The following is a 16,069-nucleotide window of genomic DNA, read 5'->3' as shown; positions in this document are numbered from 1 at the left end:
TCGAAATAAAAAGGGACTGATCCCGTGAGGTTATTATCCCTCACAGGTTTGGTTAAGATAACTTCAATAAAAAAGGTGGGTTTTGCCCACCTTTTTTATTGTCCGTCATGCGACTTTATTACTTTGGATCAAGAGCTCTGTCAATACGTGTCAGAACATCCTGTAAGTGATAACGACTCATCTTGTCTGTTGTACCCGGTATAGCAGCTTTGATCTGTGTCCGAAGCTCTGTAAGGCTACCTCTGGCCATAGAAATGATATCTGATTTTCTTACATCTGGAGTAGGTGAAGCTACAGTATTGGGGAATGAAAAAGACATTCCTGCCATAGAAGGTCCTGAAGGAGGATTGATAATAGCATTCATCTTCTCAACATATATCTTCTGAAGGTTTCTGCGGAAGTTGTCAATTGGTTTCCGGCTTGCCAGTTCAGACCAGATTCCCTTTTGTACATCTGTAAATAGTTCGTCCAGTGCATAGGCATTTGTATTAGATACACTGGTTTCTATAAGACGTTGCAGACGATTATTATCAAAAAGGTTATTGATAGTTGTTTCATGAATCACTCTAAGGGCCTCTACTCCCTGATCCGGACGAATACGACTCAGAACCTGTGGATCAAGTAACCAGGTTGGGGTTTCGAACACTTGTTTGTTTAACCAGGTTACAGCTTGTTTTTGAATAGCTTTAGGCGTTGTTTCATACACTACTCCTTCCTGATCAAATGTTTTAGGTGTTTCATAGATACCACCAACATTCTTGGTAACATGTCCAATATAGCGACGATATTGACCTACAACTTCATTGTATATTTCTGTCAGAGACTCATAGGTTTCTGCTTCTTCTTTAGTCCAGTTAACAAGATTTGGAACAATACGCTTGAGGTTTTTGATTCCATAATCACTGGCAGTCATCGAGTTGTCACTTAAATCTTCGCTTTGTGCACGAGGATCGTAAGCATTGGTTTCTGTAAGGAAATACAGGCGGCGGTTTTTCTCTGCCTTGTCTTTATACAATTTGTTAAGAGCAACTTTATCTTCTTCTTCAGTTTTTGTTTCATAAATAGGTTTATAACCCCATTCTATAGCCCACATATCATAATCGCCAATGCGAGGGAATAGATCTGTAATTCCGTCTTCAGGTTGAGCTACATAATTGAAGCGGGCATAATCCATAATGGAAGAAGTGTGGCCATTTTTGGCAATAAAAGCTTTGTCTCTCAACTTCTCTACAGGAGTAGCACTGCTTGCACCGAAATTGTGACGCAATCCCAACGTATGACCTACTTCATGTGAAGATACAAAGCGGATAAGTTCTCCCATCAGTTCATCGTCAAACTTAGGTTTACGTGCACGGGCATCTACTGCCGCTCCCTGAATCATATACCATTTACGCAATAGGTTCATTACGTTATGATACCAGCCAATGTGGCTTTCAATGATTTCTCCACTACGTGGATCGTGTACGTTAGGACCATAGGCATTCTCAATTCCTGAAGCAAAGTAGCGGATTACAGAATAACGCGCATCCTCAAGACTTGCTGTATCGCCAGCTGGGAAATCTTTAGCCAGGATAGCATTCTTCCAGCCTGCTTTCTCAAAAGCCGCCTGCCAGTCTTCTACACCTTGTTTTAGGTATTTTCTCCATTTTGTAGGAGTTGCAGGGTCAATATAAAATATGATTGGCTTTTTAGGTTCAATCAGCTGTCCCTGTTTTTGTTTTTCGATGTCGGCTGCATTTTTTGCTTCAAGTCTCCATCTTACGGCAAATGTCTGTCTGTCTGTACGCTGGGAAGCATCGTCATACACGGTATATCCGTTAGCAAAGAAACCTACCCTTGGATCAAACAAGCGTTTTTTCATGGGCACTTTAGGCAGCAGAATCATAGATGTGTTCAGCTCAAGCGTAATTACTCCTGCTGCTGATCCGCCAGGCAGATTCACAGATGGGATTGGACTTGGGCTTGGACCCATGCTAGGGGTAGGAGGGGTAACTCCAAAGGTTTTGATAGTTCGGACCTCTGTATTAATAGGAAATGACCGGATAGACTCAATATAAGAGCGATCTGTCTGCAATGCAGTAATCTTATACATTTGTTTGGCCATTGGAGTAAGGGAAAATATCTGATTGTCCATTTTGAAGAAATCAGTTACATCAATAACCACAGAAGTGTCTTTACGAATAGCTCTGATATCAAAAGCAGCCGCCAAAGGATCCATATTGGAATTTTTTACTGCCTGCGAAATGGGCTGAATGGTATCTGTAGAGACATTGATAAAAAGAGGGACTCTCAGGAAGATCTTATTTTCAGGACCTTTTTCCCATCGCAATACCTGCCGATTGGCTTGCTCTCCACCATAGCCGAGATCTGTTGCTGTTTTTGAGATTCGGGTAATAGTCATAAAATCCCTGTTGAATAAAGAATCAGGGATCTCAAAATAATACTTGTCATCCACTTTATGAACAGTAAATAAGCCTTTAGATGTCTGTGCCTTGCCAGTAATTACATCTTTATACGCTTTCGGACCTGTTTTTCTCTCTGTTACGGATACTGAGGGTGGAGTTGTTGATGCTTCTTTCTGCTTCTTTTTCTTTTGACCTGCTGCAGGCTGTATCCATAAGATAGTGCAGAGAAGAAAGAAAGAGTACACTTTTACTTTTGTAAACGACATGTGGGTTTGTTGGATGAAAATGAATTGATTAAAGTGAAAGAGAACTGTTTTTATATAAAGTGCTTTAGAGATTCAATAACAGAACCAGAAAACTAACCTGTTTTTCGGAAAAATCTATGTTCTTTTACACTAACTTGTAAATTTATCTTATCAATGGTATAGCCAGAACTACTTTAATCTGATAGTATACTTGCTAAAATAATAGTCTTACCTGAGATGTGATACTAAAAAACGCGTATTTAAAATACTCGTTAGGCTCAATAAAATAATTAATTAAGACAAACGATGCTTCTAAAATTGCTTTAGGAAAGTAATCTTGCCAATCACATTCTGCTCATACTGGCGTTCAACCGGATTTTTTGTGCCCGTATATGCCCGATTATTATATACCAGAAACAGAAAAGATAAGGGTTTGAACTCCCATGACAACCGCACATTCCAGGTATCCCGATTGCCTAATGTATTTTTTTGATAAAAGCCAATTAGTTGTAGTCTAGGATTCAGTGCTACACGACCATCAATTGTATAGAGCTGTACATCATCACTAAAATTTTCAGAACCAACGTTTCGAAAGAAATTAGCCTGATAACGAAAAGTAAATGCCAGATGAGGTAGTGGGGAATATCGGCTAAAGAACTCCAGGAAATGGAGCTTGCCACCATAATATCCACCTGTTTCCCCATTCAATTGTACTGTGAATTTCCGGGATGGATCAGTGGAGCTGTAAAAAGAGCTTCTGACATATTTATACACGCCATTTGTAATAGTAATATCTAGTGGGCGTTCGTCCGTATCTCCCAGCCGCTGAAAAGTTGGATTAATCAGAATTCCAAAGAATCCTCCATTCTGTAGGTTTAGCCATATAGGGTTACTGTTAAACTGAAATTCGATCAGTTCACCTGTAGTGGCTCTATGATACATCTCTATCATTAGCCCGGGTTCAAAGCCCCGTAACCATTTAGGCATCCAGGCTCCCCGATCCTGAAAGAAGAAGCCAGGAGTAGTCGCAATAACATCGTTTCGGGATACAAACCCTACCTCTGGGTTAAAGTTTTGGGTTACAATAGACTGTGTCCACCAGCTAATCAATCTGTTTGTACGTCTGAAATACTGTGCATAGGCTGCAAATCCCTGATCATTGGAGCGTCCAGAAGCTGAACCCATGACCATAAAATTAAAGGATGCTGATTCATTGATCCGGAAGAAGCCATCTGCTGCTCCTACCCAGTTGGTATAGCCACTACTAGTGTCATGGAGCGATTCTGTTTGTTTCATTGTAAACAATCCTCCAAGACGGTTCTGTTTACCTATGTTTTCTACATAACGTCCAATAGCATAATGTGTCAATGGGCTACCATCTGTACCTCGCTGTCGCATGACAATCCCACCTGCATTGCGTTTCAGAGACCGATATACCATACGAGCACCAGCATCTATAGGAATGGGATTGCCACTATCATCCAAGCCAATACGACGACTGAAAAATGGCTGGATACGCATAGAGCCTCCTGAAAGATCATCATTGGGTGCCTGTCCAACCCCGAATAAGCTGGCATTCTCAAGGAAGAACTGACGTCTTTCAGGAAAGAATATCCCAAATCGGGTAATATTGTTTACCTGTCTGTCCACATCGGCCTGAGCAAAGTCAGTATTAAACGTCATGTCCAGTACTGTATTCGGATTAATGGCCCACTTAATTTCTCCCCCAGGTTTTACTTCTGTCGAGGTATGATCTCCAATCTCTGAACCATTGGAGTTTTTGGTAGAGACTAACAAATACGGTTGTATCCGTATGTTTGGAGAGGGTGGCGGCGGTTTAATACCAATCAGAGTTCCTGCATAGTCCATACGAGATGGACTAAAGGCTCTGGGAAAAGGGTTCCAGCTTGAATATTCATTGGAATAACGGCGGTTTCTAAAAAAGTTTATTCCCCAGGATTGGTTTGTGGAGTCTGTTCTGGGGTAACGTAATGTTTGCCAGGGGATCGCAAATTCTGCCACCCATCCCGAATCTGTACGATGTGTACGCACGCGCCAGAGGCCATCCCAGTCCAAATCAAATAACACATCGTCAAATGTTAGCAGATCCCGTTGTGTGCTGTATGGGTTGGTGACCATGACCATGGCATTTCGCTTATCATTAAATCCGTCAATCGAAAACCCAAAATGATCATGAGAACGAGACGAAAAATCTCTTCGAAAATCAGGGACCCGCAGACTTTTTTTACCTAAGCTGTCTTTGTTAAAAGCAGATATATAGAGAAACTGTTTATTATACAGCACTCGTATTTCTGTATCGAAATTTAGTGTTTTACCCTGATAAGGCTCTACCTGAAAAAACTGAGTAGCTGGTTTGGCCAGCTTCCATTCTTCTTCCAGCTTTCCATCTATTTTCAGATTGGAGGGTATTTCTGTTGCTTCAATGGTTCGTTTTATAGAATCCGGAGCAAAAATAGCTGCGCTATTCTGACTATAGGAAATGAAAGGAACAAATAGGAAAAGAATGTTTATGAAGTAGAGAAATCGCATAAATGAAATGAGGCTTAGACAAAAACAGAGCTCAGTGTCTATCTCATGCCATAGATATTTCTGTGCTCTGGGTATTTTTAACGTGTTTTTATTACAAATATCAGATCTTTACTGAGTATTTTTTCTGTCTGGTCAATATCATTCCACCAATGGTTTACCATTAGGATAAGTGGTTGGTATATACTACTCTTTTAAACTCAGGATGACTGAGTTACTACTTTATCTTGCGAAGAAGAACGTTGGAAGAGATGTATAGGAAGTATAGTTTTGATTTGTCTGTTTACTCAAAACCCGTTGTCAGAGAGCCAGGTACGTAAGGTATGCAGATCTTTTTTCATAGCTGCAATGACTTCCTTTTTATCTATCGTGAGAGTACGATTGCCATTTTCAGCACCTCCCAATGATTGTTCAAAATGCATGGAAACAGGACCTGTAAACTGATATTTTTTGGCTAGAGGGAGATAAGTCTTAAAATCTACAGTTCCTTCGCCTAAGGCACAATGGTGTTTAAATCGTTTGCCTTCTTTTCTGTCCCAATAGAAATCCTTGATATCAAACGTTCGAACGTAGGGCGCTATCAATTGCAGATTGATAGGCCAGTTATCACCTCCTTCTGCTGTAGCGTGATTGATATCATACTGGACTCCCATCCAGTCAGGATTTATTCCAGTCAGTAGTTCTTTTAGATCCCAGATGGCAGCACCTACATAAAAAGTTGGAGGTATACTGGCATGATTCTGATAACAGCCTGCTATTTTGTATTTTTGACTCAGAAGGGAGAGTTCCTTTAATGATATGTTGAATTGTTTGAGTTGTGAGAGTATGTCAGTCTGTGGTTTATAGTAATAATTGCCTGTACGATAGTAACGAACTCCCAGTGAGGCTGCTGTTTTGAGAATATTTTCTGCTTCACTATCTGCCTTGGTAAGATGGGTAACAATCATTGGCAGTGCTAAGCCTGCCTTTCGGATAGCTTCATGGGCTTTAGGTAAATCGTCTGTTACCCGTTCCGGCAAAACATGCCCACCCGGACGAACGGTCAGATCTATACCATCAAAGCCAATTTCGGCAGCTATCTCAGCCATATGCTGATAGCTATCTGCCCACTGTAATTGTTTGGAGAATACACAGATCTGTATCTTTGCCTTGGGTTCTGCCCATACAGAAGCAGTCGTTAACAAAGTACTGGTGGCCAGTGTGGCCTGGAGAAAATGGCGTCGATTCATATATTCAGGATACGATATACTGACAACATTCGTACTCAGGTAAATATGGAATCTTTATAAGTAACTACAAAGATTCCTGTATATATTGTTTATTGCAATGCCAGAGTTACCCGCTCAATAGACTCTTCAAAAACAGATACATCACTGCAAAGGGACGCACGAATATAATTATTGCCTTGTGATCCGAATATACCACCAGGAGTAATAAATACATGGGCTTTCTGCAATATTTCATCAGATAAGGTATACCCATCTTTGTAGATGGACGGAATTTTGGCCCACACAAACATACCTTGTTGATTTTCTGAGAAATCGCACCCCAGGCGCCATAGAAGTTCAAATACCTTTTGCTGCCTTTCTCGATAGATAGTGTTTACTTTCTCATACCATTCCGGAGGATTGTGCAGGGCTTTGGCAGCAGCCAACTGGGCTGGTAAAAACATACCAGAGTCCATATTGCTTTTGAAGCGGAGCACATCTGCGATAAAGTTTGGATTGCCTCCCAGCATGCCTATTCGCCAGCCAGCCATATTGTGGGATTTGCTTAGCGAGTTTAATTCCAGTGCTATATCTTTGGCTCCCTCTACTGACAGAATGCTCAGAGGCTTGTCATTTAGAATAAAACTATAAGGATTGTCATTAACAATCAGAATATTATGTTTCTTTCCAAAGGCTATTAGTTTCTCAAAGAACTCCACATTAGCCTGTGCACCTGTTGGCATATGGGGGTAGTTGACCCACATAAGCTTTACCCGGCTCAGATCCTGTTTTTCCATTTCTTCAAAATCAGGCAGCCAGTCATTTTCTTCGGATAGGGTATAGTCTACTATGGTTGCACCTGTCAGTAAGGAGGCTGAACGGTAGGTTGGATAACCTGGATTGGGGACTAACACCTGATCTCCTGCTTCCAGATAGGTCATAGCAATATGCATAATACCTTCTTTGGAACCTAGAAGAGGTAAAATTTCATTGGCGGGATTTAAGGTTACACCATACCAGGTATGATACCAGTTGGCGAAAGCTTCCCGTAATACAGGGGACCCAATATAACTCTGATACGCATGATTCTTTGGATTCTGAGCTGCTTCTCCTAAAGTAGTGATTGTTTCAGGAGAGGGCGGTAGATCCGGACTGCCAATACCCAGATTGATAACTTGTATGCCACGACTTTGCATGGCTGCAATTTCTTTTAACTTGGTAGAGAAGTAGTATTCCTGTACCAGATTCATCCGGCTGGCGGGCTGAATATGCATTAGTGTATAATTTACGAAGTGTGATATGAATTTTCGCGGTAAAAATAGTAGGATTTCGAAGGAAACCCTTGTTTTTTTACCTTGAATATTCGAACGATCTTTTAGATAACCTCTTAAAGTAGTTTACATACTTCCTACAGCTGTAGTGAAGGTTGTTACTTCCAGCGTCTGGGTATTGACAATGAGTTTTTCGACTTCCTGATAGCCCATTTGTCTTAATGCTTTAGCGTATCGGTTCAATAATTTTTCAGCGTCCTCCTGAGAATCACCCGATATATAACTCATAATGGTAACGGCACTCCCATTGACAATGACACGGTCCGGAGGAATCAGATTGAGTGTATGTCTGGAAAGAATATCTTTCACAGGCTTTACCTCAGCCTTGGGAGAGAAGTGAGGTCGCAAAGCCGATTGACTAATAATTTCCTCGAGATTTCTTCGAAAGGAATTTCGTTCACTTTCGCTGATACTGCCTTCACTTTCAAATTTATCCAGACAAAGCTCAATTTGTGCATCGCTCTCAAGATGACGCAAGGCTTCACATAACTTTTGAGCATGATCTCTTTCTTTTTCAAAAGTTTCTGTATCAAACATTCGGGAGGCCATACGGCGAAGCCTGGCTTTCTTGTGCCAATCTGCCACTGGGTCGTTGGATACCAGAAATACTTCATTCTCCTGTGCAACCTCCTTAGGAGTGGGTTTTAGGGTTCCTTCCCGTAAAATATAGTGCGGACGGTGAGGCTCCCATAACTCCTTCTGGTCCAGATAATCGTGTAACAACATACTTACATTGATGCGGTCTGTTCGTTTGGAGAAGTCAAACTCTTTGCCCAACAAATAAAGCCGGTCTGTAGGTCGTGTGAGAGCCACATACAACAGATTCATATTCTCAATGAATAGCTTCTCCGTATCTTCTTCGTATTGTTTCCGCAAGGGAGTCCGTGTTAGTTCCTTTTTAGGTGTGATAGGAGTAGACCGCAATGAAATGTCTTTGAGATAAGGGGATTCATAGGATAATCGGTTTGTATCCAGGCTCATCCACCATATCTCTCCGGGTCTGGGAAACATGTCCCAATCTGCAAAAGGAACAAGCACTATCGGATATTCCAGACCTTTGGATTTGTGGACAGAGGTAACCGTCACTGCATCTTTGTCTTTGGGCGTATTAATATACAATACCTCCTTTTTCCGTTCCCAAAAGTCCATAAACTCACCTAGGTGATTACTCTGCTTGACAGAAAAATCGAGCAATACATCCAGAAAACGATAAATGTAGGGTGTTTGTCCGTTCAGTTCGGCCAGCCGGAAGGTTTGTACCAGTGTCGCCCCGAGTTCATACAACCCCATTTGCTGAAGCCGGAAAGGATTCAGAAAATATTCTTTTCCTTCCAGATGGGAGAATAACGGCTTGAGAGAAGAGCCTTTGCGCATCGCTTCCCACTCGTTGGGAGTAAGCTGAGGCATCTGTTGAAGGATATGCTGATAAAAAAGGTGTAAAGCCTCATATCGAGCCAACGTGTCGTCTGGCAAATGTAATATTTTAAGAAAGGAAATCAGCAAAGAGATGGCAGGTGAGGACTGAAGCAATAAAGAGTCCTGTGAGATAATATCTACACCACGATCTTTGAGGAAATTGGCAATCAGACGGGCATATTTGTTCTGACGACATAAGACTGCAATGTCCCGGTGAGTATATCCTGCTTCCAGTACGTCTTGTACATTGCGTAAAACAGCTTCAAGGGTACGTCTCTCATAGGCAGAAAGGCCATCTTCTGCTGTGTCATCGTCTTCTTTCGCTGAATCAATAAACTGAATCTCGATATGACCACCTGTTTTGGCTGTTGCTGGAACTTCCTGAGACGCAAATTCGTCATACACCTCAGCCAGCAACTGGCGGTCTGCACCATACATATCCGCCAGTGTCCGGAATATATCGTTGTTAAACTCTATAATTTCACGGGTACTGCGAAAGTTTGTATTGAGTCGTTCTTTGGCTAGAGTATAATTAATAGTCTCATAGCGAACTCCCAGCAGGTCTGGCTCCTGATGGCGGCTTAACAAAACGTCAAAGCGCTTGTTAGACAGGTGTACAATCTGTTCCATATCACCACCCCGCCAGCGGTAGATGGCTTGTTTGGCATCTCCTACAATCAGACTGAAATGTCCTTTCGCCAAACCGTTTTCCAATAGGGGTAGCAAGTTATTCCATTGTAGTACAGATGTATCCTGAAATTCATCAATCAGAATGTGGTTGTATTTCTCGCCTAGCCGTTCATAAATAAATGGTACAGGCTCTTTCAGGATTATATTTACCAGTGCCTGGTTGAAATCAGAAATCAGTACCTGATTTTTATCTGATTTAATCAGACGTAGCTCGTGGCTGATCTCATGAATAACAGACAATTTATAATAGTGTTGCAGTATGTTTTCAAGGAGCAGCCAGTCTCCTTTCATTTTTTCAATATTTTCGAACACACTAAATAGTGTGGGTTGTAGTTCTGCTATGGCTCTACGTTTTTCTTCCTTCGTGGTTTTACTAGCCCATTCGTCTGCATAAAAAAGTTCCTGAAGAGTAGGAGATACTTCCTTATCCAGTTCCCGCTCTACATTATTCGCATTTTTATCGAAATAACCCCAGATACCTCGTTGACCCTGCTGAAAGTATTTACTATCCAAACCATACGTCTGCATGGTATCAAGAGACATTTGAGCCGATTCGGCTATTTTGGTTTTAAGCTCTTCTTTGCGTTGTTCAATAATTGCCCGTGTTGTTTTGAAATCATCCATCGTGAGATGTTTGATTCGATCCATGGCCTCTGTTACTTTTTCACTAAGCAACTGGGCTCCAAATTCTGCCAGATTATCAGGTAATCCATTCCAGCTTTTTCCTTCGTCGGTAATCTCCAGTGCATAGGCTTCCAGCATTTCAGACAATATCTTTTCCTCGTCGTGACCAATCCGATTAAGGAGGCGGTCGACGGCATTGGATACCAGTTCAACGCCTTCCATCGAAACTTCATAGTTAAAGGGAATATCCAGCTCTTCAGTAAACGCACCTACCAGACGGTTTACAAAACTGTCGATGGTACTGACTGCAAAGTCAGAATAATCGTGAAGAATGTGGGAAAATGCCCGTCCGGCACGTCGGCGAAGTATTTGTTCAGTGAGAGGCTCTACACGATCAATCTGATTCAGTTCCTGTACAATAATATCCAGCAACTGCTGATTACCAGGGCGTTTATTTTCGGGTAAGGAATCCGGATCTGCAAATCCACGCAAGGCACCCAGAATCCGTTCTTTCATTTCATTGGCCGCATCATTGGTAAAGGTAATCGCCAGAATATGCCTGAAATAAAACGGGTCATCACTTTTTAAGGCGAGCTTCAGGTATTCTTTGGTTAGCGTATACGTTTTTCCCGAACCTGCTGAAGATGTATATACTTTAAACGGCTTCTCCATATTTCTGTTACTAACTGACAATCAAGCACTGTTGCCTTAAAGAGGTTTTTATCCTACTCTGTGTGATGATGATAGACAGGAAAGAATTTAAATGTAAAGGTAAGAAAACCTTGCATTACCTTAAATAGACATTTTGCATCTATCTGCTGCAAGGTTTTCCTACCTGTGGTAAACACAGTTGTGTCTCAGGGAGTTTCTGAATTTATAAGTTCTCCTGTAAATTTGAGATACGCTTTACTTTTCTATATATGCTAAACAAGGTGCTGGCTATATTGTTGACTTCAGCAGCAATCTCAGGTATTGCTTTCCTGTTCTGGCAACAGGAATTACAGTATCAGCTGCCTACACCTGTTCCCAAAGGGTATAGAAGCATAGAAATAGGTACCTATATATCATTACCTGAAGAAATTCGGATAAAGAACAAAAAACCTGTACTGATTCATTTCTTTAACCCTGAATGTCCTTGTTCTCGATTTAATATACAGCATTTTATTACACTGACCAGAAATTATGGGGGTAAAATGGAGTTCTATGCTGTAGTATCTCAGGAAGGGGATTTAGAGTCTGCAAAAGAGTTGTTGAAAGATACAAATGTAGGAATAGTTACAGATGAGAATCAGTCACTGGCGAAGAAGTGCGGAGTATACTCCACGCCACAGGCTGTAGTAATTGACGAACAAAGCCAGCTTTATTATCGGGGAAATTACAATCGGGCTCGTTACTGTACACAGAGACAGACCAGTTATGCCCAGATGGCTATTGAACAAGTGATTTCGCATAATCCACCACCTTATTTTGATACACTGGCTACCCGTTCATATGGATGTCAGCTACCAGAACGAAATTAGTGTGAAACTACATATAATCAACACAAGCTATGGATGAGAAATACGAAGAGTATCTGTTGGAAGATGCCTACGTAAAGATTAACAAAACCGGAGACCGTGTTAACAACATTGCCTTTGCCTGTTATTTTTTGTTTGGCTGTATCATTGCCTTTCAGTATGGGACTTTCAAAATTGCATTTGGAGTGGGTGGTTTATGTCTTGCCATGTACTATGGAACCAAGTTCCTGTTACCTAAGTCTTCTTTTTATCAGTATATAGGAAGTGTGATTGTGGCCTTGTTTTCTGCCCAGTTTATTTACCAGATGCATGGTATGTTTGAGATGCACTTCTTTGTTTTTATAGGAGCTACTTTGCTCATTGCCTATCAGAACTGGCGGTTACAACTACCCAATATCATTGTGGTGGTTATCCATCATGGCATCTTTGCTTACCTGCAATATAAAGGAAATGCAGAGATCTATTTTACTCAGCAGACCTATATGGATCTGGAGACGTTTCTGTTCCATGGAGCTCTGGCAGCAGTAGTGGTATTGATTTGTGGGTACTGGGCGTATATCCTGGAGCGAAAGACCAAGAGAGAAATGTTTATCAAGGCAGGTGTATTGCAGCAGGTAAACAACATCCGACACAATATAGAGTTTGCAGATGCGATCAGTCAGGGAAATCTCGCTGCCATCTATACTATTATGGATGACAAAGACGAGCTGGGTAAGTCGTTGCTGAAAATGCAGGCAAGTCTAACTATAGCCCAGAAGAAAGATATGCAGGACAAGTTTATGACGTTGGGACTAGCTCAGATGGGAGAGATTCTGCGTAATAGTTCGGATATTCAGTCACTTTCGTATGAAATCATTTCGCATATGGTCAAATATCTGAAAGCTAATCAGGGCGGAATTTTTATTCTTCAGGACAAAGAGTCTGATCCTTATCTGGAACTGACTGCCTGTTATGCCTATGATCGCAAAAAATATTTGAAAAAACGAATAGAGATAGGAGAAGGATTGATAGGTCAGGTAGTTCTGGAAAAAGATACCATCTTTCTTACCGATATTCCCAATGATTATGTTCATATAACTTCTGGCTTGGGTAAAGCTAATCCTGGCTGTATATTGATAGTACCACTTAAACTCAATGATGAAGTAGAGGGTGCACTGGAATTGGCGTCTTTTAATGTATTTGAAAAGCATGAGATAGAACTGGTAGAAAAACTGGCAGAAAGTATTGCCTCTGCCGTTTCGGCCACCCGAACAAATGAGAATACAAAAAAGCTATTGGAAGAATTAAAGCAACAAACTGAAATGTTGCGCAGCCAGGAAGAGGAAATGCGCCAGAATATGGAAGAACTGGCTGCTACTCAGGAAGAGATGGAACGTCGTCAGGCTGAGATGGAAGAGATGCGTATAGAAGAGGTTACACGTCTGCAAAACAGGATTAAGGAACTGGAGGGGCAGTTGAAAGTGTAAAACTTCTCTTAGTTGATTTTATAGCAGTCAGGGTTTTATTGGATAGAGGGATATAATTACCTATCTGATTATATCCTGACTATTTTATTTCCAATATCCTGATATAAAGTTAGTGTGCATAGTTTTATGTAGATGAGATTGTTGATCGGTATTCAACGCAGACAATTTTTTGTGATGAATTTCAATCAAACAAAAAATTTGCGGTAAACTCTAGGCAAAAACTTTTTTGAGAATAGCAATAGAGACTGCCTCCTTATTTTATTGTATGCCTAGAACTAAACTCAAAATTTGTAATGAGCATAGTTCTAGGCACATTAGGCAAGAAGGGTTGTATTTAAGGTTGTTGGTCATTTGCAGTCCACCTGTTCTCCTTTAGGCTTTAGATTAAGTATAATAGAAAAAGAAAATCGAAGTAGGGATAGGGGAGCGTACTATAAGAAGTTTAAAAGCTTTCCAAGTCTTTTTCTTGGCTCTATCAAACTGTGTACTCTTTCAGTTTGGTCCAGTCAATGATATGGTAGTTTTTATAAACCTTCCGCAATTCATCTCTAACTTCCATCAGGGCAAATCCCAGGAGATTACTGCCCTGCCAGGTAGTCGGGTCCAGTGCCTTTGCATTGTCTTCAGCCAGGCCAATACCCCAGATTGTATCCAGTGGACTAGCCTCTACCAGAATCTGATTGCCTGTAGATAACAGAAAGTCACGCATATCTTTGTTTTGGGCAAACTTGTAATAGTTGCCATTGAGGACAATGGAATATTTGGCTTTGTCCCAGATGCTTTGATCAAAGTTTTTTACTTTCTGTCCAAAGGCTTTCATTTCCTTTGGGTCTGTTGATTGCATAATCCTGCTCTCTGTTTCCGTATCCTCAAAAAGTCTGGCTTTTTCGGCCATCATATATTGTTCCGCACAGGAGTACTCGTCTGTATCAACTTCAAAGTAAGATGGTTGCCACTGTCCCAGACAAAACTTACCCAGTGCATCAGGATTAGGCTTCCAGAAGAACAGGTAGGAAAGTGGAGATGATTTGGCCTGCTCGGTCAGTTTTTCTCTTGAATACTGCATCTCACCATTTTTGTGCCATAATTGTACAGTCCCACATTCAAAATCCTCAATGTCTTCAAAGTCATAGTCAGGGTTGTAATATTCCCTCCAGAATACCGGATGAGGAAATAACTCTTCATACTGTCGTTGTTGCTCTTCTGATAAGGTTTCCTTCCAATCCCCCAACTTAAATTTATATCCTTCTCCATAACCCATTCGCCAGCCAATGCTGTATTGTGAGATATGAGGATACATAATCCATACAGGAGGCATAGGACTATCTAGTGTAAAAGATGGATTCATAGGTGGTTTAGTTTATAGACAGTGAATTTTAGTATTGTATAGAGTTTTTCAAATGCACTTAATTTTTGAATGGGAAAACGTAGTTTGAGCAGGTTAGGTTTTGTTCAATAACAGATAAAAGACTGCAAATCTAATATGAGAAGCGACATTTGTTTCATAGTCAGTACTATAGCATAAAATTAAAAAGGCTTTTGTTGTGTTATTGTTCAGGAGAGAGTAGTCAGTACTATAGGTTATATTCTATTTTTTCATCTGAAAAATACTGGAATACTTGCTGTTTTTACCACTTGGTTTTGTATCTTTCCTATACATTCAGCGAGCCGCCTTTCCCTTACAGATTTACCAACCTAATTTTGTACCACTATGCGTGTACCTTTACTCCTTTTGGCAGGTATGGTAGTGGCGGTAGGCTCTGCACAATCGCCATTTAAGCTTATGGGCGATGCGGCTCCAATGGATGGAGGCTGCATACAACTTACTCCGGATGTTCCGTATTCAGAAGGACTCGCATACAGTACACAAAAGTTGAATCTGAATACCTACTTTGAGATTCAGTTCGATATTTATCTGGGTACAAAAGAAGAAGGAGCTGACGGAATTACCTTTGTGGTACACAATGACCCCAATCAATATCAGGCCTTTGGGACCTGGGGCGAGTGTATGGGATATGGTCGCTGGAGCAAAGACTATGTGGCTGGTAATTATATTTCTCCTTCTGTCGCTGTGGAGTTTGATACTTATTACAATGCCCGCCAGAACGACCCTTACTGTGATCATGCCGCCTATCTGGAAAATGGTACCAACTTTCATACCCAGTACTGGAACAACAATATGGATAATTATAACCTGGAAGATGGCAAACTCCATGACTTCAGGTTTCGGTGGAATCCAGAAAAACAGCTGATCACTGTTTTTCTGGATGGACATATAGTTTATTCCGGCAAGAAGGACCTGATTCACGAAGTGTTTAAAGGGGCTACTCAGGTGATATGGGGCTTTACAGCTTCTACAGGCCGGGCCAGTAACCTGCAATACTTCTGTCTGAAGCAAATTGCTGTCTATAAGATTCCTTCCAGGGCAGTAAAACCTGTGAAACCCGCCATTCCAAACCTGACACTCCAAACTGCCCCCAAAATGGATCATAACCAGGCCGCTATATCTGAGGTCACATCTGTACAAACACCCAGATTAGACCAGGTACCTTTATTGCGTTAGTGGAAACACAGTTTTCCAGACAGTTCGGACAGATCGGACAGATCTAAAAAACATTTT

At 41.2% G+C, this 16,069-nt stretch carries 9 protein-coding genes; 3 read left to right on the top strand and 6 right to left on the bottom strand.

Features of this window, described 5'->3' with window-relative positions; genetic code table 11:
* Positions 1-118 precede the first annotated feature (118 nt).
* The 5 genes from QNI15_RS11335 to QNI15_RS11315 form a co-directional block, all read right to left on the bottom strand.
* On the bottom strand, positions 119-2,671 hold the full coding sequence (locus tag QNI15_RS11335) for a zinc-dependent metalloprotease (protein ID WP_313995450.1): 2,553 nt from the start codon (positions 2,669-2,671) through the stop codon (positions 119-121).
* A 291-nt stretch (positions 2,672-2,962) separates the two neighbouring features.
* Entirely contained in the window at positions 2,963-5,200 is a 2,238-nt protein-coding gene (locus tag QNI15_RS11330; protein WP_314031831.1) for a carbohydrate binding family 9 domain-containing protein, read from the bottom strand.
* Between the two features lie 284 nt (positions 5,201-5,484).
* Entirely contained in the window at positions 5,485-6,426 is a 942-nt protein-coding gene (locus QNI15_RS11325; RefSeq protein WP_314031830.1) for a sugar phosphate isomerase/epimerase family protein, read from the bottom strand.
* An 89-nt stretch (positions 6,427-6,515) separates the two neighbouring features.
* Positions 6,516-7,679 (bottom strand): pyridoxal phosphate-dependent aminotransferase, encoded by a 1,164-nt coding sequence (locus QNI15_RS11320; protein ID WP_313995444.1) that lies wholly within the window; start codon positions 7,677-7,679, stop codon positions 6,516-6,518.
* Positions 7,680-7,802: 123 nt separating this feature from the next.
* Positions 7,803-11,138 carry a UvrD-helicase domain-containing protein gene (locus tag QNI15_RS11315; RefSeq protein WP_314031829.1) on the bottom strand — a complete coding sequence of 1,112 codons (3,336 nt, stop codon included), beginning with the start codon at positions 11,136-11,138 and terminating at the stop codon, positions 7,803-7,805.
* Positions 11,139-11,386: 248 nt separating this feature from the next.
* On the opposite strand from QNI15_RS11315, the gene QNI15_RS11310 reads away from it, so the two are divergent.
* A complete protein-coding gene (locus QNI15_RS11310) occupies positions 11,387-11,986 on the top strand; it encodes a DUF6436 domain-containing protein (protein ID WP_313995440.1) in 600 nt (199 codons plus the stop codon).
* A gap of 29 nt (positions 11,987-12,015) precedes the next feature.
* Entirely contained in the window at positions 12,016-13,449 is a 1,434-nt protein-coding gene (locus QNI15_RS11305) for a GAF domain-containing protein (protein ID WP_314031827.1), read from the top strand.
* Positions 13,450-13,924: 475 nt separating this feature from the next.
* Here the strand turns inward: QNI15_RS11305 and QNI15_RS11300 are convergent, their stop codons facing one another.
* A complete protein-coding gene (locus QNI15_RS11300; RefSeq protein ID WP_314031826.1) occupies positions 13,925-14,797 on the bottom strand; it encodes an NADAR family protein in 873 nt (290 codons plus the stop codon).
* A 363-nt stretch (positions 14,798-15,160) separates the two neighbouring features.
* On the opposite strand from QNI15_RS11300, the gene QNI15_RS11295 reads away from it, so the two are divergent.
* Positions 15,161-16,012 (top strand): L-type lectin-domain containing protein, encoded by an 852-nt coding sequence (locus tag QNI15_RS11295; RefSeq protein WP_313995434.1) that lies wholly within the window; start codon positions 15,161-15,163, stop codon positions 16,010-16,012.
* The last annotated feature ends 57 nt before the right edge of the window (positions 16,013-16,069 follow it).

The sequence above is a fragment of the Xanthocytophaga flava genome (assembly GCF_030068545.1).
GTDB classification, from domain to species: Bacteria; Bacteroidota; Bacteroidia; order Cytophagales; family 172606-1; genus Xanthocytophaga; species Xanthocytophaga flava.
The sequence above is the reverse complement of the archived record's forward strand: the minus strand, read 5'-3'. Positions and strand labels throughout refer to the sequence as shown.